Origin of the sequence: Vibrio sp. D54, from assembly GCF_021728075.1 — a bacterium.
Taxonomy (GTDB): Bacteria; Pseudomonadota; Gammaproteobacteria; order Enterobacterales; family Vibrionaceae; genus Vibrio; species Vibrio alginolyticus.
The window spans coordinates 173,747-194,913 of the sequence record NZ_JAKKCS010000009.1 but is presented as its reverse complement, the minus strand read 5'-3'; the positions used below and the strand labels follow the sequence as shown (position 1 = coordinate 194,913).

Below are 21,167 nucleotides of genomic sequence, written 5' to 3'. Positions count from 1 at the left end.
CCTTTTTCAACCTCATCAACTACAGTGAGTTTAAAAGCGAGGGAGTAATCGCGCTGAGTTCTTTTAGTTGTTGATTTCATAACACTCTCCAATTTTGGGGGTGGAAAGTGTCAACCTTATTTAGGACAGTACAATAAATACAAAAAAAGCTAAGTACCATTAGCACTTAGCTTTTTTCACTAGAATGCGGGTTAGTTCTATTTTTCCCAACGCTGTGCAGCTTGATGATCGGTGTCGCGCGACTCAACCCAACGATCTTCATTCGTCGTACGCTCTTTTTTCCAAAATGGAGCTTGGGTTTTCAGATAATCCATGATGAACTCGCACGCATCAAATGCCGCACCGCGGTGCGCACTGGAAACGCCCACAAATACAATTTGATCACCGCTATCCATGTCTCCGACGCGATGAATCACGCGTACACCTAATAGTGGCCAGCGAGACTCAGCTTGATCACAAATGTCGCTCAAGCTCTTCTCTGTCATCCCCGGATAGTGCTCTAGATGTAAACCAATGACATTATCCCCAAGGTTCATATCTCGAACTTTACCAACGAATGTAACGACAGCGCCGGCAGCCGTCCCTTCAGATAGACGTTGATATTCTTGCTCAACCGAAAAGTCTTCAATTTGTACAGAAACACGAGAATCCATCTTAACCCCCAGTTACCGGCGGGAAAAACGCAACTTCGTCACCTGCTTTTACTTGTGTATCCAAAGGGACGATGGATTGGTTCACTGCAGCAAGTAGCTTTCCTGGCTCGAGCGCTAAATCCCACTTGCCATCTTTCTCAGTACCTTCTTCCACTAGATGTGCACGAATTGATTCAACCGTTTCAAACGGCCCGTCTAACTCGACACTGTCGATGCCAATCAGCTCACGAGTTTGAGCAAAGAAAAGTACTTTAATCATGATTCCACCTTAAAGTGACCAGATTTACCACCCGTTTTCTCTAATAGACGAACTTGACCAATAACCATGTCTTTTTGTACTGCTTTACACATATCGTAAATCGTTAGAGCAGCAACGGAAGCTGCCGTGAGCGCTTCCATTTCCACACCAGTTTTACCCGCAAGTTTACATACTGATTCGATGCGAACTTTGTTTTCTGTTTCGATAGCTTCCAGTTGAACTTCAACTTTAGAGAGTAGTAGCGGATGACAAAGTGGAATCAAATCCCAGGTTTTCTTCGCAGCTTGAATACCAGCAATACGAGCCGTCGCAAATACATCACCTTTATGGTGCTGGCCAGAGACAATCAGTTGAAGTGTTTCTGGGGCCATGTGAACAAATGCTTCAGCACGAGCTTCACGAACCGTCTCCGTTTTTGCTGACACGTCAACCATGTTTGCTTCGCCAGAAGCATTGATATGTGTAAATTGGGTCATTGTTTTTCCTTCGCTTTTAGGAAAGGTTATACAGATAGGTGTGGCATGAAGTTACAAGGGCGATGACTTGCATCCAACTGCTGTTTAATAATTTTTGTCCAGCCTGTGCGGCACGCACCAGTTGAACCTGGCATTGCGAAGATCACGGTGTGGTTAGCAAAACCAGCAATCGCACGAGACTGAATCGTAGACGTACCGATCTCTTCGTACGACACCATACGGAACAACTCACCAAAACCTTCAACTTCTTTATCAAATAGAGGCTTAAGTGCTTCTGGCGTGCTATCACGTGAGGTGAAACCTGTACCGCCAGTAATCATGATCGCTTGTACGCTTTCATCAGCAATCCATTGAGAAACAATCGCGCGGATCTTGTACATGTCATCAATAACAATTTGCTTGTCTACTACGTTGTGACCCGCTTCTTGAGCATGCTCAGCTAGGTAACGACCAGAGGTATCGTTTTCTTCAGTACGAGTGTCAGATACCGTTAGAACGGCAATATTTGCAGGTTGGAATTTGCTTTCAGCGTGACCCATTTGTTCACCTATTCTCTTAATTAGCTTTGATACGCTTGGTATCGATTCGGAAAAAGTTAGAGCCAGCTTATCAGTGAACTCGCTCTAAAAATTGAATGAAGTTAGCCGCCGATAGACGCGAGGTGTGGCGTCATACCAGTATTGCCATCATGCAAGAAATGGCTTACCGACTTGGTTTGTAACTGCGCCTGGATACGTTCAATAAGCTCACTCTCTTGCTCATCACGTTCCAAAAGATCACGTAGTTCTACACCGTGGTCTCCAAACAGACATAGGTGCAGCTTACCCATCGCAGAAACGCGCAGTCGGTTGCAGCTTTCACAAAAGTCTTTTTCATAAGGCATGATAAGACCTATTTCACCCTTGTAATCAGGATGAACAAATACTTGCGCAGGACCATCATTATGCGAGCGCACTTTCAGCAACCAACCATTTGCAATTAGCTGGTTACGAATTGCCACTCCGGATACATGGTGCTTATTAAATAGCTCATCCATCTCACCCGTTTGCATCAACTCAATGAAACGCAGTTGGATTGGACGATCTTTTATCCAGTTAAGAAACGCTGGCAGCTCGTGATGGTTCAGATCTTTCATCAACACCACATTAACTTTTACTTGCTCATAACCGACCTCGAACGCACGTTCGATACCATTCATGACTTCAGTAAACTTATTTTCACCTGTGATTTGATGAAACATACGCGGGTCAAGGCTATCCACACTGACATTAATGTGGGTTAAACCCGCTTCACGCCAGTCTGCGACTTGTTTTGCCATGCGATAGCCATTGGTTGTCGTTGCAACTTTTTGAATGCCAGGCGTCGCCGCTACTGAATGGATAATGTCGGTAAAATCTTTGCGTAAACTAGGCTCACCACCAGTGATGCGCACTTTTGACGTGCCACAATCAGCGAATGCTTTTACGACCCGTTTGATTTCAGGGAGAGATAAAAAAGACGAGTTTTTATTGCCCGAAGGCTTATAGCCATCAGGAAGGCAATAGGTACATTTGAAATTACATACGTCGGTCACAGACAGACGCAAGTAATAAAACTTACGATGAAATTTGTCTTCGAATTGTTGCGCCACGGAACACCTTTCCAAACACGGGAGGCATGGCCATTTCCAATCATGCCCTTGTGACAGTATGCCACTGGCTCAAAACGCTTATCCAAGGACTTAGCAATAGTGAGCTCGGAGTTATGGCAACCAGAGATATGAAATCTCTGATAGCTTTGCGGTGTAAAATACTTAATATTTGTAATGGAATCCAGACTTGAGTGATAAAAAACTCTCTAGAGACACAATTTACCGCTAAGTGAGTACCTTTAAGACACTCCTTAAGATAAATTGTAGCCGTTTTTTATTAGATTATTAGAAGAACATAATGAATATCTACACAGATAAAAAAGTGGTCGCTGTTGGCGGTGGTCATGGCTTAGGTCGAATGCTGGCCGCATTACGAGATTTTGGCAGCAATGCAACTGGGATTGTTGCCACGACTGACAATGGTGGTTCAACAGGAAGAATTCGTCACTGCCAAGGAGGAATCGCTTGGGGAGACACACGTAACTGTATTAATCAGCTCATTACAGAGCCTTCGATCAGTTCGATGATGTTTGAATATCGCTTCAAAGGCACTGGCGAACTTGATGGTCATAATCTTGGTAATTTGATGCTTACTGCACTCGATAACTTATCGGTCAGACCTTTAGATGCCATTAATCTGATTCGCAATATGTTAAAAGTCGACGTTAACATCCTTCCTATGTCCGAACACCCTTCGGATCTTTCCGCGTTATCCGTAGATGGGAAGTGGGTTACGGGAGAAACAAATGTCGACGAAATGAAAGCAGACCTGCGACGTTTGGACCTTTCACCAGAAGTGCCTGCCACCAAAGAAGCCATCACAGCTTTGGCGGAAGCGGACGCGATTATTCTTGGCCCTGGCAGTTTTTTAACTAGTATCATGCCTCCTTTATTGCTGCCTGAACTCGGCAAAGCGATTGCAGCAAACACAAAAGCAAAAGTCATTTTTGTTGCTAACCTGAGTCCAGAATACGGCCCAGCAGGACGAATGACGATGGCTCAAAAATTAGAATGGTGTGAACGTGCCTGCCAAGGAAGAAAAATAGACGTGGTCCTAGCAGAGAAAACCGAGCAAGACGTCTTAAGTCAATGGAATGTAGTGACGGAGTCACTCGCCTCCTCTAACCGAGACTGGCGTCACGATAGAAACAAGCTCAAACTAGCGATTGAAAGTCAGCTACAACTTTCTATTTAAGAGCACGTTACCTGGCTAGCGCCCTCTTTTAAGGTGTTTATTGATAATGAAAACCCTTCTGTCATCGAAGGGTTTTAGTTCAGGCATCCAGTAAGAACAGATGTTTACTAAGAAAAAATGGTTAATAGGAATAAATAGTTACTGTCGCCAAGAGCGATAAGCATCTCGAGTTTCGTGCAAAAGATCGAACATAACCTCTAACTCCTCAGACTCCGCAGTCAACTCACCGGCTTTCGCTTTTTTGTCTATGGACATCGCCAGTTCACAAAGGCGATCTGCCCCAAAGCTCGCAGCACTACTTTTCAACGCGTGGCTGATTTCTTTTGAGTAAGCTAATCGCTCTGCCCCCTGCAGTTGGGATAAGTTCTCGATATAGGTATCCATTTCTCCTAGGAAGATATCGAACAGTACAGGTACGTTGTCACTGCCAATTTCCATCGACAGTTCATCTATTTTTTGCTGATTTAATACATTTACACTCATACTTTTTGCCGCTCTTCCTTGCCGTTCCATGCCTGTAACTTGCGGTAAATCGTCGACGGACTGACATCAAGGTACCCCGCCGCTCGAGGAATATTGCCATCACATGCTTCAATCGCTTGCTCGATTGCCATTTTTTCCGTCATCCATAATGGCATAATCTCAGATGCGGTCATCGCTTTCGGCTCAATTAATTTAGCCACAGACGACGGACGGTCAAGCGGTTGATTCAACGGTGGCGGTAACATGTCCAACGTAATCTCTTTACCGTTGTTTAGAACAACGATATTGCGTAGCACGTTTTGTAACTGACGAACGTTACCCGGCCACTCATAGCTGTTGAATCGCTCGATGACATCAGGCGCAAAACGTATGAAGCTTTTTCCTTCTTCGTGTGACATGTAACCTAGCAGTGAGTATGCAATTTCAATAACATCTTCGCCTCGTTCGCGTAAAGGCGGTAAATGCAAAGGAATGACATACAAACGATAGTACAAATCTTCACGGAATCGACCTTCTTGTACCTCTTTCCAGGGATCACGGTTAGTGGCACACACAAAGCGCACATCCACGCTCTTCATTTTTGAGGAACCCACTTTTTGGAATGTGCCCGTTTGAATAAATCGTAGCAACTTGGTTTGTAAATCCAAGTCCATCTCACAAAGCTCATCTAGAAAAAGTGTGCCGCCATCCGCTAACTCAGCTGCCCCTTGACGATCATTCGCAGCACCAGTAAAGGCCCCTTTTACGTGACCAAACAGTTCACTCTCAATCAAATCTTTTGGAATTGCAGCACAGTTAATTGCAATAAAAGGTTTGTCACCACGTTTACTTGCTGCGTGGATTGCCTCGGCACATACCTCTTTACCAGTACCACTTTCACCAGTGATAAAAATACTCGCTTTACTGCTCGCCGCTGAATCTATCGTACGGTAAACCTGCTGCATGGTTTGGCTACTGCCGATAAACCCCTGATAGCTCTGATTACCTGGATTATCGGCTTCATTTTTTAGCTTGGTCGCTTTACGAATGGCATTGTTAACCGTGACACGTAAACGGTCTGCTTCACACGGTTTGATTAAAAAGTCTTGTGAGCCATGACGCATGGTATCGATAGAACCGTGAGCGGTCATAAAGATTATAGGTACGTCGGGATGACTCTTTTTAACGGCATGTAAAACGTCCATCCCCGTCATATCTGGCAGACGGAGATCGAGTAAAATAAGATCTGGAATTCGATGATTTAGGCTCTCAATGGCATCCCTACCTGTGCCGACAATATTGATATCTATGCCAAGCGGTGTCAGGTATGAGCGGTACAGAGCCGCAACAGATACTGTGTCCTCGACCATTAAAAGGTAACGAGACTTTGGGCCTTCGGGTTTTTGTTGCATAACCTAGCTATTATTTTGTTGTGTTTTAAACAATAATCGCATTACGCTTTGCATTTTGCAAATAACATTAACTAAATTATGGGCAAAGGAAAAAATTCAAAAATAATATCAATTATTTAAAAAGTGGCACAAACCATGCTGTAACGATAGTGACCCCTCGGGTCACCTAGCCAACTGACGTTGTTAGTGAACGATATGTTCACAAAACAAGCCAATAGACCCGACTGCCTATTGGCTTCTTTTTTTTACAAGCGACCTAAAATGCTTGGATATCTAAATCGGTAAGTTTGTTCAACTATTTGCGATGAACTGCGCTCGTAGTTTTTCAATCTCGTCACGCTTTTGTGCCGCTAACTCAAATTCTAAGTCTTGCGCATGCTGATACATCGCCGCCTCCAGTCGACTGATTTCTTTTTCTAGCTGCTGAGGGGACAGTGCCTCGTAAGTTTGCGAAGGCTCCGCCACTTTCGATAATGGTACCTGTTCAGTGTTACGCTGGCGTTTAGACTTAGTGATATCGCCAAGTTCCATGATGTCTTTGATATTTCGTTTGAGCGCTTGTGGCGAAATACCCATTTCTTCGTTGTACGCTTCCTGCTTCTCGCGACGACGGTTAGTTTCATCCATCGCCTTTTTCATTGAGTTGGTGATTCGGTCAGCGTATAAAATCGCCTTACCTTCGATGTTTCGTGCAGCACGACCAATGGTCTGAATGAGTGAGCGTTCAGACCGCAAGAAGCCCTCTTTATCCGCATCCAAAATTGCAACTAACGAGACCTCTGGCATATCCAGGCCCTCTCTCAATAAGTTTATTCCCACCAGCACGTCAAATTCCCCAAGACGAAGGTCACGGATAATTTCCACACGCTCAACAGTATCAATGTCTGAGTGTAAATAACGTACCTTAACATCATGTTCGTGAAGGTATTCGGTGAGATCTTCAGCCATTCGTTTGGTCAGTGTTGTAACCAGAACTCGCTCATCTTTAGCTGCGCGAATACGGATCTCAGACAATAGGTCGTCGACTTGGGTCGCTACTGGGCGAACTTCCAACTCAGGGTCAAGCAAGCCTGTAGGACGAACGACTTGATCCGCTACATCACCCGCCGATTTTTCTAGTTCGTAATTTCCAGGAGTAGCAGAGACGAAAATCGTTTGTGGCGCTAGTGCTTCAAACTCCTCAAACTTCAGTGGACGATTATCCAAAGCTGAAGGTAACCGGAAACCAAACTCCACCAGCGTTTCTTTACGCGAACGGTCGCCTTTATACATGGCACCTATCTGCGGTACTGTCACGTGAGATTCATCGATGATCAACAAGCCATCATGAGGTAAGTAGTCAAACAGGGTTGGTGGCGGCTCACCTTCCGAGCGTCCACTGAGATAACGAGAATAGTTTTCGATACCGGAGCAAAAGCCCAACTCATTCATCATTTCGATATCGAATTGAGTGCGCTGGCTAATTCGCTGCTCTTCCAGTAGCTTGTTGTTATCTAGAAGCTGCTTTTTGCGCACTTCTAGTTCGACTTTAATATTTTCAATCGCTTCAAGAATGCGATCTCTTGGCGTCACATAGTGCGTCTTGGGATAGATGGTATAGCGCGGCAAGTCTCGTTGTTTCACCACGCCTGTCAATGGATCGAACACACTGATGCAATCCACCTCATCGTCAAACATCTCAACGCGCACAGCGTCTTGGTCTGATTCAGCAGGGAATATATCAATCACCTCGCCACGGACACGGAACTGGCCTCGCTCAAAAGCAACATCATTGCGCGAGTATTGGAGCTCCGCTAGGCGACGAAGCATATCACGCTGATCAATCACATCTCCACGTCGCAAATGAAGCATCATTTGTAAGTAGGATTCCGGATCACCCAAACCATAGATAGCTGAAACCGAAGCAACGATAATAGCGTCTTTCCGTTCCAATAAAGCTTTAGTGGCAGACAGTCGCATTTGCTCAATGTGGGCGTTAACCGAAGCGTCCTTTTCAATGAAAGTATCTGTTGTGGGAACATATGCTTCAGGTTGGTAGTAATCATAGTAAGAAACAAAATACTCAACCGCATTATTAGGAAAGAATGACTTCATCTCACCATATAACTGAGCAGCAAGCGTTTTGTTTGGCGCAAGTAATATTGCAGGTCGTTGGGCTTGAGCAATCACATTCGCTAGTGTGAAGGTTTTACCTGAGCCTGTGACCCCCAACAAGGTTTGATGTGCTAGCCCAGCATCGAGCCCCTCAAGCAACTGATTGATCGCTCCTGGTTGATCGCCCGACGGCTGATAATCGGAGACCAATTCATAGACTTTACTCATACCCTTCCTCAATTTTACTGCGCTTTGGCTGTATATATATACACCTTAGCTAATGAAATCTACGTCTATCGAGAATTTAACCATCATTGTTAATAAATTTTCTTGTTTGTCTAGAATGCTATAGCCATACAAAAGTGACTCTGATATAGTACTTCGCCCTAGTTGAAGAGCTACACACATTCTTCACATTATAGTTTCCACAACTTTTCCCCAAAAATTAGCTTAAAACTTTCTTATCCCCAAAAGATTGATTTTTTATCCACTTTGAATACCTTTTGATTAACATCGATAAATCTCTGTTTTATTTGCTTATTTTACGCATAACTCCGACTAAAAATTCATTAAATAAAAACTTAGTTGCATATCAATTTTCTTTACCCAGATCTCATCAACATACTTATCCACAAATTTAGTGGATAACTAACCTCGAGCCTTTACTGGCAAGCCATACAGAAAAGTAAAGCCCTTAACTCAATATTTTTTGCTAAAAATGTATTTTTTTACTGTTGACAGTAGTTTGAGTGCTCGGTAAGATTCGTCCCGCTTTCAAGCAAAGCAATTCCTCCTTAGCTCAGTTGGTAGAGCGACGGACTGTTAATCCGCAGGTCGCTGGTTCGAGCCCAGCAGGAGGAGCCAGATTATAGAAAAGCCGTGTCGCAAGACACGGCTTTTTAGTATCTTAATCGCCATGAAATCTAAGCCAATCTAGGCGCCATAAAATCACACCGAAATAAGTTCAAATTACAGAACTCATAACATTGTCATAGATAGTGTTCTCACAGCAAAACACATTTAATTCTGTCTCTTTCCTAGCAAAAAAACAATCATAACTATTTGAATCTATTATTAATGCAATTTAATCATTGAAAAAATGAAAAGCATTCATTTTACTCATAATAAATAAATCCATACGATTAAAAGGGTTAAGAATGGTTCCGTCCTACTCGTCGCCTCCATTCTAATTATCAATAACTTAGGGATTTACTTATGACTATTCCGACAACTGACATGCTAGATGCATGGGCTGGATTTACTGCTGGTGAATGGCAAAACTCTGTCAACACTCGTGACTTCATCCAAAAAAACTATACACCCTATGAGGGAGACGAGACTTTCTTAGCTGAAGTTAGCGAATCCACTTCAGCATTATGGAACCAAGTGCTTGAAGGCATAAAACAAGAAAGCCGCACACACGCCCCTATTGATTTTGACACAGACTTGCCCTCAACAATCACTTCCCACGATGCAGGCTACATCAACAAAGATCTGGAAAAGATCGTTGGCTTACAAACTGATCAACCGCTAAAACGTGCAATCATCGCCAATGGCGGGATTCGCATGGTAAAAAACTCGTGCGAAGTTTATGGCCGCGAACTGGATCCAACGGTTGAAAAAATCTTCACTGAATACCGTAAAACTCACAACAAAGCGTGTTTCGACCTTTACACCCAAGAAATTCTGGCGTGTCGTAAATCCGGCATCATCACGGGCCTTCCTGATGCCTATGGCCGTGGTCGTATCATTGGTGACTATCGTCGTCTCGCCCTATACGGTATCGACTTCTTAAAAGCAGACAAAAAAGAGCAATACAACTCAACACAAACGTTCTTAGAACAAGGCAACGATCTTGAGAAAACACTTCGTCTACGCGAAGAAATAGCCGATCAAGTTCAAGCGCTTGAAGACATTCGTCAAATGGGTCTGAAATACGGCATTGATATGTCGCTACCTGCAAAAACTGCACAAGAAGCGATCCAATTTACCTACTTTGGCTACCTAGCTGCGGTTAAATCGCAAAACGGCGCAGCAATGTCACTGGGCCGTACTTCGACTTTCCTAGACGTCTATCTAGAACGCGATATCGCAAACGGTTTGATTGATGAATCACAAGCGCAAGAAATGATTGACCACTTCATCATGAAGCTACGGATGGTTCGCTTCCTACGCACACCAGAATACGATTCATTGTTCTCTGGCGACCCAATCTGGGCAACAGAAGCCATGGCAGGTATGGGTGTTGATGGCCGTACGCTAGTATCTAAAACGACATTCCGATACTTACATACGCTACATACTATGGGCCCTGCTCCTGAGCCAAACATGACGATTCTTTGGTCAGAGCAATTGCCTGAAGCGTTCAAACAATATGCTGCAAAAGTGTCGATTGATACCTCTTCGGTTCAATACGAAAACGACGATCTAATGCGTCCTGATTTCAACAATGACGACTACGCGATTGCATGTTGTGTGAGCCCGCAAATTGTTGGTCAGCACATGCAATTCTTTGGTGCACGTGCCAACCTTGCAAAAGCGCTGCTTTACACCATCAATGGTGGTATCGATGAAAAATCGAAAGCGCAAGTGGGTCCGGTAGTGGACAAAGTTCAAGATGAAATTCTCGACTTTGACGCTTTGATGCCTCGTTTCGACAACATGTTGGAATGGTTAGCAACGCAATACGTCACAGCGTTGAACATCATCCATTACTCACATGACCGTTACAGCTACGAAGCGTCACTGATGGCACTGATGGATCGCGACGTGCACCGCACGATGGCGTGTGGTATTGCAGGTCTGTCTGTTGTTGCAGACTCTTTAGCAGCAATTAAATACGCAACCGTGAAACCCGTTCGTGATGAAGATGGCATCGCCGTTGATTTTAAAATCGAAGGTGATTATCCAAAATTTGGTAACAATGATGCCCGTGTTGATGACATCGCTTGTGATCTAGTTGAGCGCTTCATGAAGAAAATTCAGAAGATGCACACCTACCGCGAAGCAGTGCCAACTCAATCGATTTTAACAATCACATCTAACGTGGTTTACGGTAAAAAAACGGGTAATACACCAGATGGCCGTCGCGCAGGTATGCCTTTTGGACCGGGTGCAAACCCAATGCACGGTCGTGATGAAAAAGGGGCGGTTGCGTCTCTGGCATCGGTTTCTAAATTACCGTTCGCTTACGCGAAAGATGGTATTTCTTACACTTTCTCAATTGTGCCTAACGCATTGGGTAAAGATGACTTGAGTCAGAAGAAGAACCTAGCTGCGCTAATGGATGGTTACTTCCATCACGAAGCAAGCAACGAAGGCATTGCGATTGAAGGTGGTCAACACCTTAACGTCAACGTTCTAGACCGAGAGATGTTATTGGATGCGGTTGAACATCCAGAGAAATACCCTCAGTTGACAATTCGAGTGTCTGGTTATGCGGTACGTTTTAACTCTCTAACGACAGAGCAACAGCAAGACGTCATCACTCGTACCTTCACAAGTAAGATATAAACACAGTCCATCAAGCACTCAGAAAGTTTAAATAATTAGCTTGTAAATATGCGTTGCCCGCCTCTCTTTTCTACCTGGGAGAGGCGGGCTTTTTTTTAAAATCACACATTAGATGAAAATTAATAGGTAGTATCCTCTCGCTAACAATACATTCAGCAAACGATTCAATTTCTTATTGATTCATCAAAATAGATCAAATAGACGACTATTTTTCCATCGTGTATGTAAAACCACATCGTTCACTGGTTGTTATTGGTGTCACAAAACACGATAATATCAAGATCGGATTTTAAGAACGTAATAACTATGACCGAATATGTTTTGTTGTTGGTCGGCACTGTGCTGGTGAACAACTTTGTACTGGTGAAGTTTTTGGGCCTATGTCCTTTCATGGGCGTGTCCAAAAAACTGGAAACAGCAATAGGTATGGGCTTAGCGACAACTTTTGTGCTAACGCTCGCGTCAGTGTGTGCGTATTTAGTGGAAAGCTACATCCTTCGTCCACTGGGTATTGAGTACCTTCGAACCATGAGTTTTATTTTGGTGATAGCCGTTGTGGTGCAGTTCACCGAAATGGTTGTGCACAAAACCAGCCCGACGCTTTATCGCTTGCTTGGCATTTTCTTACCGCTGATCACAACAAACTGCGCAGTATTGGGCGTGGCACTTCTTAACATTAATGAAAACCATAACTTTATTGAATCGATCATCTACGGCTTCGGCGCCGCTGTTGGTTTCTCATTGGTGTTGATACTTTTCGCATCCATGCGAGAGCGCATAGCCGCCGCCGACGTTCCTGTACCTTTTAAAGGTGCATCAATAGCAATGATTACAGCAGGTTTAATGTCACTCGCCTTTATGGGCTTTACAGGTTTGGTGAAGTAAGCGATGAGTACGATTTTAATTGCGATTATCGCGTTAGCGGTTCTGGCTGCGATTTTCGGCGCGATACTTGGTTTTGCTTCTATTCGCTTTAAAGTTGAAGCGGACCCTATTGTGGATCAAATCGACGCCATTTTACCGCAAACTCAATGCGGTCAATGTGGCTACCCTGGTTGTCGCCCTTATGCTGAAGCAATTGCAAATGGCGACCACATCAACAAATGTCCACCTGGTGGTCAGGCAACAATCGAAAAGCTCGCCGACTTAATGGGTGTTGAGCCAGAAGAATCTGCGCACGATCTCGACAGCAAAATTCCAACCGTTGCGTTTATTCATGAAGACATGTGTATTGGCTGCACTAAGTGTATTCAGGCGTGTCCGGTGGATGCAATTGTAGGCGGAACAAAGGCGGTCCATACCGTAATCAAAGACGAATGTACGGGCTGTGACTTGTGTGTTGCCCCATGTCCGACTGATTGTATTGAAATGATTCCTGTGGCAACGACCACAGAAAGCTGGAAGTGGCAACTTCACTCCATTCCGGTACTTAACATTACGGATGCTGCCGACAATGCAGCGAACGTGAAAGATTCAATTAAGTAAGGTTTCACATGTTGTCTTTGATTGAACAAATTCGTACAGGCGCGCTTTGGGATTTCCCAGGTGGTGTGCATCCGGCAGAAAATAAAAAGCAGTCCAACAAAACTGAACTCGCTCATGCGGCTATCCCGTCAGAACTTGTATTGCCGCTAAAACAGCACATTGGTAAAGCGGGTAACCTACTGGTTGCCGAAGGTGACTACTTATTAAAAGGTCAGCCATTAACGCAATCGGAGACCGGCTTTACTGTTCCAGTGCATGCTCCAACATCAGGTACGCTCACCGCGATTGAGCCACGAACTGTCGCGCACCCTTCTGGGTTAAGTGAGTTGTGCGCAGTCATCACGCCTGATGGGAAAGATGCATGGTGTGAAAGAAACCCCGTCGCAGATTACCAACAAGAAACCCCTGACGCACTGATTGATATTATTCGTCTCGCTGGTATTTCTGGTATGGGTGGCGCAGGCTTCCCTACTGCAAAAAAAATCCAATCAGGTTTTGCTCGTACCGAGATTCTTATCGTTAATGCAGCAGAGTGCGAGCCATACATCACGTCTGATGACAAGCTCATGCAAGAACATGCCGAAGAGCTTATTCAAGGTATCGAAATTGTCGAACATATCCTGACACCAAAGCTCACGATTATTGGCATTGAAGACAACAAACCAGAAGCAATCAAAGCGCTAGAAGCTGCGGCTATAAACAAAGATATCGTTATTCGCGTTATCCCAACTAAATACCCTTCTGGCGGTGAAAAACAGCTGATCAAAATTTTAACCAATAAAGAAGTGCCAAGTGGCGCGATTCCAGCCGATATTGGTATTTTGGTTCAGAATGTTGGTTCTCTTTACGCTATAAAACGCGCAGTCATCGACGGTGAGCCGATGATAAAACGCATCGTGACTCTCACTGGTAAAACCTTCAAACAACCACGCAACGTTTGGGCATTATTAGGGACACCAGTACAAGCACTGTTGGATGAGTTTGGCTATAAAGCAGATAAGAAGTTACAGCGTTTAATTATGGGTGGGCCAATGATGGGCTTTACCCTTCCTCACTCCCAAGTGCCGATTACCAAGACAGCAAACTGTATCCTTGCTCCGACTCGTCGTGAGATCTCTCCGCACCAGTATGAGATGGAATGTATTCGCTGTAGCCAATGTGCCGAAGCATGCCCTGCTTCGCTGCTGCCTCAACAACTGCAATGGCATGCGAAAGCTGAAGAGTATGACAAACTCGAAGAATTAAACTTAAAGGATTGTATCGAGTGCGGCGCTTGTGCGTTTGTATGTCCAAGTGAAATTCCGCTCGTACAGTACTACCGCCAAGCGAAAGCAGAAATTAGAACTAGAACACAAGAAGCGGAAGCTGCAGAGCGAGCAAAACTGCGTTTTGAAGAGAAAAAAGCGCGTATGGAACGCGAAAAAGCAGAACGTGAAAATCGCTTCAAGAAAGCTGCCGATCAACGCCGAAAAGAGATGAAGTCTTCTGGTAGCGATGATGCGATAGCAGCAGCGATCGCACGAGTGAAAGCTCAAAAGACAGAAACCACTGAAAAAGCAGAGCCAGCAGTAAAACCAGCCGTAGCGGCAGCCATTGCCAAAGCGAAGGCTAAACAAGCGGCAGCAGCTAAAGCAGGCTCTAGTGAACCTGATAACTCAGAAATGGCAAAACTGCGCGAAGAACGCAAACGTCTTGCTCGCGAACGTAAAGCGCAAAAAGAACAAGGCGAAACGCCAGACAATAACGCTGATGATAAAAAATCGGCAGTTGCGGCCGCCATCGCCCGAGCTAAAGCGAAAAAAGCACAACAAGAAGATTCAACTGAATCTATAGAATCGGAAACGTCTGCACAACAAGACGGCGATCCGAAGAAAGCCGCGGTTGCTGCTGCCATTGCACGTGCCAAAGCACGTAAAGCGAAGCAAGCAGACTCAACTGAAGCGGAAGAAGCTGAAGCACCTACTGAGCAAACCGACGATCCGAAAAAAGCCGCCGTGGCTGCTGCCATTGCACGTGCCAAAGCACGAAAAGCGAAGCAAGCAGACTCAGTTGAAGCGGAAGAAGCTGAAGCACCTGCCGAGCAAACCGAAGATCCGAAAAAAGCCGCAGTTGCCGCTGCAATTGCTCGAGCCAAAGCGCGCAAAGCGAAGCAAGCAGACTCAGCTGAAGCGGAAGAAGCTGAAGCACCTGCCGAGCAAACCGACGATCCGAAAAAAGCCGCAGTTGCCGCTGCAATTGCTCGAGCCAAAGCGCGCAAAGCGAAGCAAGCAGACTCAGCTGAAGCGGAAGAAGCTGAAGCACCTGCCGAGCAAACCGAAGATCCGAAAAAAGCCGCCGTGGCAGCTGCCATTGCACGTGCCAAAGCGCGTAAAGCTAAGCAAGAAACGCAAACAGAGCCTGTTGAAGAAGCAACTTCCGAAGAACCAGAAGTGGATCCGAAGAAAGCCGCGGTTGCCGCAGCAATTGCGCGCGCGAAGGCTCGTAAAGCGAAACAAGCAGACTCAACTGAAGCGGAAGAAGCTGAAGCACCTACCGAGCAAACCGACGATCCGAAAAAAGCCGCCGTGGCTGCTGCCATTGCACGTGCCAAAGCGCGTAAAGCTAAGCAAGAAACGCAAACAGAGCCTGTTGAAGAAGCAACTTCTGAAGAACCAAAAGTGGATCCGAAAAAAGCCGCGGTTGCCGCAGCAATCGCGCGCGCGAAGGCCCGCAAAGCGCAACAAGAAGCTAATAAAAATAATACTGAGGAGAACGAGTAGTGTCGTTTTTTATTGCCAGTTCACCGCATACCCACAGTCGTCGTAGTACGCCAGACTTAATGAAATGGGTGGCACTTTGCGCACTTCCAGGTTTAGTAGCTCAAACCTACTTCTTTGGCTGGGGTACGCTTATTCAACTGATTTTTGCCATTGCAGTCGCTGTATCCCTTGAAGCCTTAGTCATGATCTGTCGTAAACGCTCACCAATGAGAGCGCTACGTGATAACAGTGCAATAGTTACCGCTTGGTTGTTAGCCGTTGCTATACCACCATGGTCTCCGTGGTGGATTATGGTGATCGGGCTTATTTTTGCGATAGTAATCGCTAAACACCTCTATGGTGGCCTTGGACAAAACTTATTCAACCCTGCAATGGTCGCTTATGTGGTCTTGTTGATCTCTTTCCCAGTACAAATGACGAGTTGGAGTGCACCGACATCACTCATACCTGATCATGTAAATTTTGCAGATACACTCTCTTTAATTTTTACGGGCTATGATTACGACGGCTTATCACTTCAGCAAGTTCGCTCAGGTGTTGACGGCGTGACAATGGCGACACCACTTGATGCATTTAAGACTGGCATTCTTACAGGTGCCACTCCAAGCGAAGTAATGTCGCAGCCAATATTTGATGGCTTAGGTGGTATTGGTTGGCAATGGGTAAACCTTGCTTACCTTCTTGGCGGCATAGTCATGATCAAAAAGCGTATCATCCAATGGTATATTCCAGCAGGTTTCCTTGCGAGTCTGACTCTGTTTAGCCTAGTGTTCACGTTGCTGACGCCAGGGGAAACTGCGTCGCCAGTTTTACACTTGTTATCTGGTGCAACCATGCTTGGCGCATTCTTTATTGCAACCGATCCCGTTTCGGCGTCTACCACCGTCAAAGGACGTTTAATCTTCGGTGCGCTTATTGGTGCTTTGGTTTTTATCATTCGCAGTTGGGGCGGTTTCCCAGATGGTGTTGCATTTGCAGTGTTGCTTGCAAATATGTGTGTGCCACTGATCGATTACTACACCAAACCTAGAACTTACGGTCACTGAGGTAAACATGTTAACCGCTATTAGAAAAAATGGTCTGACACTCGCGATATTTGCATGTGCAACAACCGGATTAGTCGCCCTTACTCAGTACCTAACAAAAGACCAAATCAAGGTACAAGAGCAAAAACAATTACTTTCTGTTTTGAATCAAGTCATTCCAGAAAACATGCATGACAACGCACTCACGCAAGCCTGCACTATGGTCACGTCACCAGATCTGGGGACATTACGTGCAATGCCAGCCTACCTCGCCACGAAGAATGGTGAACCAACAGCAATCGCAATAGAATCTATCGCGCCAGATGGCTACAATGGTGAGATAAAAGTGATTACTGGGATTGATAATCAGGGCAATATTTTGGGGACACGCGTCCTAAACCACCAAGAAACCCCTGGTCTGGGCGATAAAATCGATCTTCGTGTCACCGACTGGATCCTGAGCTTTACAGGAAAACAAGTCACGGAAAACAATTGGAATTCGTGGAAAGTTCGTAAAGATGGCGGCGATTTCGATCAATTTACTGGTGCAACGATCACGCCTAGAGCCGTCGTAAAAGTGGTGCGAAATACCGTTAACTACGTAAACCAATCTCGTGAAGACATTCTTAGCCAGCCTTTGGGCTGTGAAGGAGAGCAGTAATGAGTGAAAATAAATTGCTGATGAAAAACGGTATGTGGAGCAATAACCCTGCTCTCGTACAGCTGCTGGGTCTGTGTCCACTACTAGCGGTTTCTTCCACGATAACCAATGCCTTAGGTCTTGGTATTGCAACCTTATTAGTGCTGGTCGGCTCCAACGTCACGGTTTCTCTTATTCGTAATTACGTACCAAAAGAGATCCGCATTCCTGTGTTCGTGATGATCATTGCCTCTCTCGTTACCTGTGTTCAGTTATTGATGAATGCCTATGCGTATGGTTTATACCTATCTCTTGGTATCTTTATTCCTCTGATTGTAACCAACTGCATCATTATTGGTCGAGCTGAAGCATATGCTTCAAAAAATGATGTTGCGCCTGCAGCATTAGACGGTTTATGGATGGGGCTTGGTATGACAAGCGTTTTGGTCGTGCTAGGTGCCATGCGCGAATTAATTGGTAATGGCACACTATTCGACGGAGCAGACCTTCTCCTAGGAGACTGGGCTTCAGCTCTCCGCATTCAAGTTTTCCAATTTGACAATAGCTTCCTGTTAGCGCTTCTCCCACCTGGTGCATTTATCGGTGTTGGGCTGTTGATAGCGCTCAAAAATGTCATAGATAATTCAATTCAGGCACGTCAACCAAAAGAAGAAAAACCAACCATAGAACGTGCTCGCGTCACTAACGCATAACAAGATAAGGCTCTGTCATAGGAGCCTTTTTCATAAACCGCAGAGACGGTATTGGAAGTCAGCAATGAACAAAATAAAAAGAATCGAAATTCTTGAGCGATTACGAGAAAACAATCCGAATCCTCAAACTGAGCTTAACTGGAGCTCCCCTTTTGAGCTGCTAATCGCTGTATTACTATCAGCTCAAGCAACCGATGTAAGCGTCAATAAAGCCACCGACAAGCTTTTCCCTGTAGCGAATACACCTCAAAGCATTCTTGATTTGGGAGTCGATGGCTTAAAAGAATACATAAAGACCATCGGTTTGTTTAACTCAAAGGCAGAAAACACAATCAAGACTTGTAAGATCTTGTTGGAAAAACACAATGGTGAAGTTCCTGAAGATCGTGCAGCGTTAGAAGCGCTGCCAGGCGTAGGTCGCAAGACCGCAAACGTCGTGCTCAACACCGCTTTTGGTTGGCCAACTATTGCCGTCGATACGCACATTTATCGCGTGTCGAATCGCACTAAATTTGCGATGGGAAAAACGGTTGATGATGTCGAGCAGAAGCTATTAAAAGTTGTGCCAAAAGAGTTCAAACTCGATGTGCACCACTGGCTCATTCTTCATGGTCGTTATACGTGCGTAGCAAGAAAGCCTCGCTGCGGTAGCTGCATTATCGAAGATTTGTGCGAATATAAAGAGAAAGTATACCCAGATAGCTAACGCTATTTGTAAATCAAAGCTAGGAGCAAAAAATGTCAAACGGTCGAATTCTCCACACTATGCTTCGCGTAGGTGATCTAGACAAATCCATCAAGTTTTACACTGAAGTTATGGGCATGCAGCTGCTTCGTACTAACGAAAATAAAGAGTACGAATACACGCTAGCGTTTCTTGGTTATGGTGACGAATCCCAAGGTGCAGTGATCGAACTGACTTACAACTGGGGTAAAACTGAGTATGACCTAGGTACTGCTTTTGGTCATATCGCCATTGGTGTTGATGATATCTACACAACTTGCGACGCTATCAAAGCGGCGGGCGGTAATGTGACTCGTGAGCCAGGTCCAGTAAAAGGCGGAAGCACGCACATTGCATTCGTAAAAGACCCTGACGGTTACATGATTGAGCTTATTCAAAACAAGCAAGCTTCATCAGGTCTTGAAGGCTAAGCAGCACTTCTAATAATCACTTGTACTGCAAGTTGAACTCCGATTACAGGCAGGTCTGCGATCTGCCTGTCCTTTTATAAACAAAACTCTTTACTTGATAATGGTTATCGTTTAGATTTATCCGCAACTTCGATATGCGGGATTACGATAATGATCAGTGAATGGGAAAAACACACACTTCTAGCCGATACGGCACTTCAACTAGATGACCCTGTTCGCAGCATTCTTCATTACCAGCAAGCCCTAAGCCTGAGTGAAGATATTAGCGAATGTGTGGAAATTGAGGCGGACGAGCGATTATTAATTTCTGTGATTTCTTGTCATAACTTAGCTCAGTTCTGGCGTTGGGCCGGAGATACTGACTATGAACTCAAATACCTTCAACTGGCCTCTGAGAAAGTCTTAACACTTATCCCACAATGCCCAAATAAAGAGTGTGCAAGCTTTATCGACTCGATAGGATGCTGTACTAAGGCGTTGATAGACTTTATGAAGCGTCACCCTAATCCAGCTATTGCCAAACAGGTTGAAAAAATAGATACCGCAACCAATTGCGAAGTCATTGCCAAATTCCGCTTAAACTAACATTCAAATTATACAGCAGGAATCACCGAAAGGTGCTTGGCAAAATACCACTAAAATATTATTAACAACGTCAGTAAATCAAAAACGCCGAAGCTTTCAGCTTCGGCGTTTTTATAAGCATCACACTTGGGTTCGCCCTAGAGATATCACGACTCGGCGGTTTTTGTCTTTTCCTATTGGCGAACCGTTATCTGCAATAGGACGACGCTTGCCGTACCCTTGCACTTGAATTCGATCTTCCGGTAGCCCTAGAGACTGAAAATAATCACGAAGTGACTCTGCACGTCGCTCTGATAAACTTTGGCTCGCACTTTTACCATCGGTTGAATCTGTGTACGTCGCCACCAGCACGAGATCGATATCTTGATTATGTCGGATATAATCTGCAATTTGTGATAAACGCTTTTTAGAAGCCTTGGTTAACTGATCACCTTGTCTTTCGTAGTGCAAAATCGTAAAAGCAATGTCCTCAAAACTGTATTTCAATAAGTTTGAAATACAGTCGCTAAACGCGTTGTACTTGTTTTGAAATAGTACTGATGACAATGCGACTTCAATTCTCTGATCTCGGCTCTGCCAATCTTGGTAACTAAAAGTCGGATAACGGCCTTTTTCCAGCTCAGACAAAATGCCCCATGCTGTTTGCCCTCCGACATAACCATCAAACTGTTTAAAAAACTTTAGGTTTGTAATTCGATCGGCGTGTTCACCTGGCCGCCAAGGTGGCGGCATAGAAATGAGACTGACGTTACGTGTTTCTCCCATCGGACGACGCATTTTTAACTCAAAGTCTAAATTGATTTTTTTATTTGCACGAGATGAAAATACCGCATCTCCAAAGCTTGGAATAGGGTGTACAAGCTGACATTCTAATGGTGTATTGACCACCATTTCCCATTGAGATTGCTGCGGAGTTGCAGCATAACGTTTGCCCATCAAAGCGAAGCTGCTTGTGCTAAACAACGAAAATACAACACCACTGGTAATCAGCCATTTCTTCATCTAATACTGTCTCTTAAACGGCAGTCTGTTGCCGTCAAATTGCATCAATAAAACCACTTCAACGGGCATGCAAAAATCTCGCCAATATCGGAATATCTGTCACACTGCC

General features: G+C 44.8%; 20 protein-coding genes, 1 tRNA gene and 1 riboswitch. Of the genes, 12 read left to right on the top strand and 9 right to left on the bottom strand.

Features of this window, described 5'->3' with window-relative positions; all coding sequences use genetic code 11:
* Positions 1-197: 197 nt before the first annotated feature.
* From moaE to moaA, 5 genes are all read right to left on the bottom strand, one after another.
* A complete protein-coding gene (gene moaE, locus L3V37_RS14150) occupies positions 198-653 on the bottom strand; it encodes a molybdopterin synthase catalytic subunit MoaE (RefSeq protein ID WP_017821374.1) in 456 nt (151 codons plus the stop codon).
* Position 654: 1 nt separating this feature from the next.
* A complete protein-coding gene (gene moaD, locus L3V37_RS14145) occupies positions 655-912 on the bottom strand; it encodes a molybdopterin synthase sulfur carrier subunit (protein ID WP_017636051.1) in 258 nt (85 codons plus the stop codon).
* Entirely contained in the window at positions 909-1,388 is a 480-nt protein-coding gene (gene moaC / locus L3V37_RS14140; protein ID WP_005388936.1) for a cyclic pyranopterin monophosphate synthase MoaC, read from the bottom strand. The genes moaD and moaC overlap by 4 nt, the downstream gene beginning before the upstream one ends.
* Positions 1,389-1,414: 26 nt before the next feature.
* The gene (gene moaB, locus L3V37_RS14135) at positions 1,415-1,927 is read right to left on the bottom strand and encodes a molybdenum cofactor biosynthesis protein B (protein WP_005388935.1); all 513 of its coding nucleotides are present in this window, start codon (positions 1,925-1,927) and stop codon (positions 1,415-1,417) included.
* A 101-nt stretch (positions 1,928-2,028) separates the two neighbouring features.
* Positions 2,029-3,018: a GTP 3',8-cyclase MoaA gene (gene moaA / locus L3V37_RS14130; RefSeq protein ID WP_017636052.1), complete on the bottom strand. Its 990-nt coding sequence runs from the start codon at positions 3,016-3,018 to the stop codon at positions 2,029-2,031.
* Positions 3,007-3,141: riboswitch (molybdenum cofactor riboswitch) on the bottom strand. (Overlaps the previous gene by 12 nt.)
* A gap of 175 nt (positions 3,142-3,316) precedes the next feature.
* On the opposite strand from moaA, the gene L3V37_RS14125 reads away from it, so the two are divergent.
* Complete coding sequence (locus tag L3V37_RS14125) at positions 3,317-4,213, top strand: YvcK family protein (protein WP_025767209.1); 897 nt, start codon at positions 3,317-3,319, stop codon at positions 4,211-4,213.
* Positions 4,214-4,351: 138 nt separating this feature from the next.
* On the opposite strand, the gene luxU is transcribed toward L3V37_RS14125, so the two are convergent.
* From luxU to uvrB, 3 genes are all read right to left on the bottom strand, one after another.
* The gene (luxU, locus tag L3V37_RS14120) at positions 4,352-4,696 is read right to left on the bottom strand and encodes a quorum-sensing phosphorelay protein LuxU (protein WP_054576229.1); all 345 of its coding nucleotides are present in this window, start codon (positions 4,694-4,696) and stop codon (positions 4,352-4,354) included.
* Complete coding sequence (gene luxO / locus L3V37_RS14115; RefSeq protein ID WP_237306495.1) at positions 4,693-6,087, bottom strand: quorum-sensing sigma-54 dependent transcriptional regulator LuxO; 1,395 nt, start codon at positions 6,085-6,087, stop codon at positions 4,693-4,695. Before luxO ends, luxU begins: the two co-directional genes overlap by 4 nt.
* A gap of 291 nt (positions 6,088-6,378) precedes the next feature.
* Entirely contained in the window at positions 6,379-8,409 is a 2,031-nt protein-coding gene (gene uvrB, locus L3V37_RS14110; protein WP_237306494.1) for an excinuclease ABC subunit UvrB, read from the bottom strand.
* Between the two features lie 560 nt (positions 8,410-8,969).
* Between uvrB and L3V37_RS14105 the strand changes: the two genes are divergently transcribed.
* The 11 genes from L3V37_RS14105 (at position 8,970) to L3V37_RS14055 (ending at position 20,056) form a co-directional block, all read left to right on the top strand.
* Positions 8,970-9,045, top strand: a tRNA-Asn gene (locus L3V37_RS14105).
* Positions 9,046-9,396: 351 nt separating this feature from the next.
* Positions 9,397-11,694 (top strand): formate C-acetyltransferase, encoded by a 2,298-nt coding sequence (gene pflB, locus L3V37_RS14100; RefSeq protein ID WP_237306493.1) that lies wholly within the window; start codon positions 9,397-9,399, stop codon positions 11,692-11,694.
* Positions 11,695-12,000: 306 nt separating this feature from the next.
* Positions 12,001-12,579 carry an electron transport complex subunit RsxA gene (gene rsxA / locus L3V37_RS14095; RefSeq protein WP_005380762.1) on the top strand — a complete coding sequence of 193 codons (579 nt, stop codon included), beginning with the start codon at positions 12,001-12,003 and terminating at the stop codon, positions 12,577-12,579.
* Positions 12,580-12,582: 3 nt separating this feature from the next.
* On the top strand, positions 12,583-13,179 hold the full coding sequence (gene rsxB, locus L3V37_RS14090) for an electron transport complex subunit RsxB (RefSeq protein ID WP_005380760.1): 597 nt from the start codon (positions 12,583-12,585) through the stop codon (positions 13,177-13,179).
* Positions 13,180-13,187: 8 nt separating this feature from the next.
* On the top strand, positions 13,188-15,938 hold the full coding sequence (gene rsxC / locus L3V37_RS14085; protein ID WP_237306492.1) for an electron transport complex subunit RsxC: 2,751 nt from the start codon (positions 13,188-13,190) through the stop codon (positions 15,936-15,938).
* Positions 15,938-16,984, top strand: coding sequence for an electron transport complex subunit RsxD (gene rsxD, locus L3V37_RS14080; protein WP_005390256.1), 1,047 nt, complete (start codon positions 15,938-15,940; stop codon positions 16,982-16,984). The genes rsxC and rsxD overlap by 1 nt, the downstream gene beginning before the upstream one ends.
* A gap of 7 nt (positions 16,985-16,991) precedes the next feature.
* Complete coding sequence (rsxG, locus tag L3V37_RS14075) at positions 16,992-17,624, top strand: electron transport complex subunit RsxG (protein WP_005380747.1); 633 nt, start codon at positions 16,992-16,994, stop codon at positions 17,622-17,624.
* The gene (locus L3V37_RS14070) at positions 17,624-18,316 is read left to right on the top strand and encodes an electron transport complex subunit E (protein ID WP_005384881.1); all 693 of its coding nucleotides are present in this window, start codon (positions 17,624-17,626) and stop codon (positions 18,314-18,316) included. The genes rsxG and L3V37_RS14070 overlap by 1 nt, the downstream gene beginning before the upstream one ends.
* A gap of 64 nt (positions 18,317-18,380) precedes the next feature.
* Positions 18,381-19,022 (top strand): endonuclease III, encoded by a 642-nt coding sequence (gene nth / locus L3V37_RS14065; RefSeq protein WP_005380743.1) that lies wholly within the window; start codon positions 18,381-18,383, stop codon positions 19,020-19,022.
* Positions 19,023-19,054: 32 nt separating this feature from the next.
* On the top strand, positions 19,055-19,471 hold the full coding sequence (gene gloA, locus L3V37_RS14060; RefSeq protein WP_017635317.1) for a lactoylglutathione lyase: 417 nt from the start codon (positions 19,055-19,057) through the stop codon (positions 19,469-19,471).
* A 150-nt stretch (positions 19,472-19,621) separates the two neighbouring features.
* Positions 19,622-20,056: a DUF2753 domain-containing protein gene (locus tag L3V37_RS14055; RefSeq protein WP_005384886.1), complete on the top strand. Its 435-nt coding sequence runs from the start codon at positions 19,622-19,624 to the stop codon at positions 20,054-20,056.
* 120 nt (positions 20,057-20,176) lie between these two features.
* On the opposite strand, the gene L3V37_RS14050 is transcribed toward L3V37_RS14055, so the two are convergent.
* Entirely contained in the window at positions 20,177-21,058 is an 882-nt protein-coding gene (locus L3V37_RS14050) for an OmpA family protein (protein ID WP_005384887.1), read from the bottom strand.
* Positions 21,059-21,167 lie beyond the last annotated feature (109 nt).

Bases quoted from the DNA above. Each gene is read 5' to 3' on its own strand.
- moaE (WP_017821374.1), bottom strand. From the start codon at position 653: ATGGATTCTCGTGTTTCTGTACAAATTGAAGACTTTTCGGTTGAGCAA.
- moaD (WP_017636051.1), bottom strand. From the start codon at position 912: ATGATTAAAGTACTTTTCTTTGCTCAAACTCGTGAGCTGATTGGCATC.
- moaC (WP_005388936.1), bottom strand. From the start codon at position 1,388: ATGACCCAATTTACACATATCAATGCTTCTGGCGAAGCAAACATGGTT.
- moaB (WP_005388935.1), bottom strand. From the start codon at position 1,927: ATGGGTCACGCTGAAAGCAAATTCCAACCTGCAAATATTGCCGTTCTA.
- L3V37_RS14125 (WP_025767209.1), top strand. From the start codon at position 3,317: ATGAATATCTACACAGATAAAAAAGTGGTCGCTGTTGGCGGTGGTCAT.
- luxU (WP_054576229.1), bottom strand. From the start codon at position 4,696: ATGAGTGTAAATGTATTAAATCAGCAAAAAATAGATGAACTGTCGATG.
- luxO (WP_237306495.1), bottom strand. From the start codon at position 6,087: ATGCAACAAAAACCCGAAGGCCCAAAGTCTCGTTACCTTTTAATGGTC.
- uvrB (WP_237306494.1), bottom strand. From the start codon at position 8,409: ATGAGTAAAGTCTATGAATTGGTCTCCGATTATCAGCCGTCGGGCGAT.
- pflB (WP_237306493.1), top strand. From the start codon at position 9,397: ATGACTATTCCGACAACTGACATGCTAGATGCATGGGCTGGATTTACT.
- rsxA (WP_005380762.1), top strand. From the start codon at position 12,001: ATGACCGAATATGTTTTGTTGTTGGTCGGCACTGTGCTGGTGAACAAC.
- rsxB (WP_005380760.1), top strand. From the start codon at position 12,583: ATGAGTACGATTTTAATTGCGATTATCGCGTTAGCGGTTCTGGCTGCG.
- rsxC (WP_237306492.1), top strand. From the start codon at position 13,188: ATGTTGTCTTTGATTGAACAAATTCGTACAGGCGCGCTTTGGGATTTC.
- rsxG (WP_005380747.1), top strand. From the start codon at position 16,992: ATGTTAACCGCTATTAGAAAAAATGGTCTGACACTCGCGATATTTGCA.
- L3V37_RS14070 (WP_005384881.1), top strand. From the start codon at position 17,624: ATGAGTGAAAATAAATTGCTGATGAAAAACGGTATGTGGAGCAATAAC.
- nth (WP_005380743.1), top strand. From the start codon at position 18,381: ATGAACAAAATAAAAAGAATCGAAATTCTTGAGCGATTACGAGAAAAC.
- gloA (WP_017635317.1), top strand. From the start codon at position 19,055: ATGTCAAACGGTCGAATTCTCCACACTATGCTTCGCGTAGGTGATCTA.
- L3V37_RS14055 (WP_005384886.1), top strand. From the start codon at position 19,622: ATGATCAGTGAATGGGAAAAACACACACTTCTAGCCGATACGGCACTT.
- L3V37_RS14050 (WP_005384887.1), bottom strand. From the start codon at position 21,058: ATGAAGAAATGGCTGATTACCAGTGGTGTTGTATTTTCGTTGTTTAGC.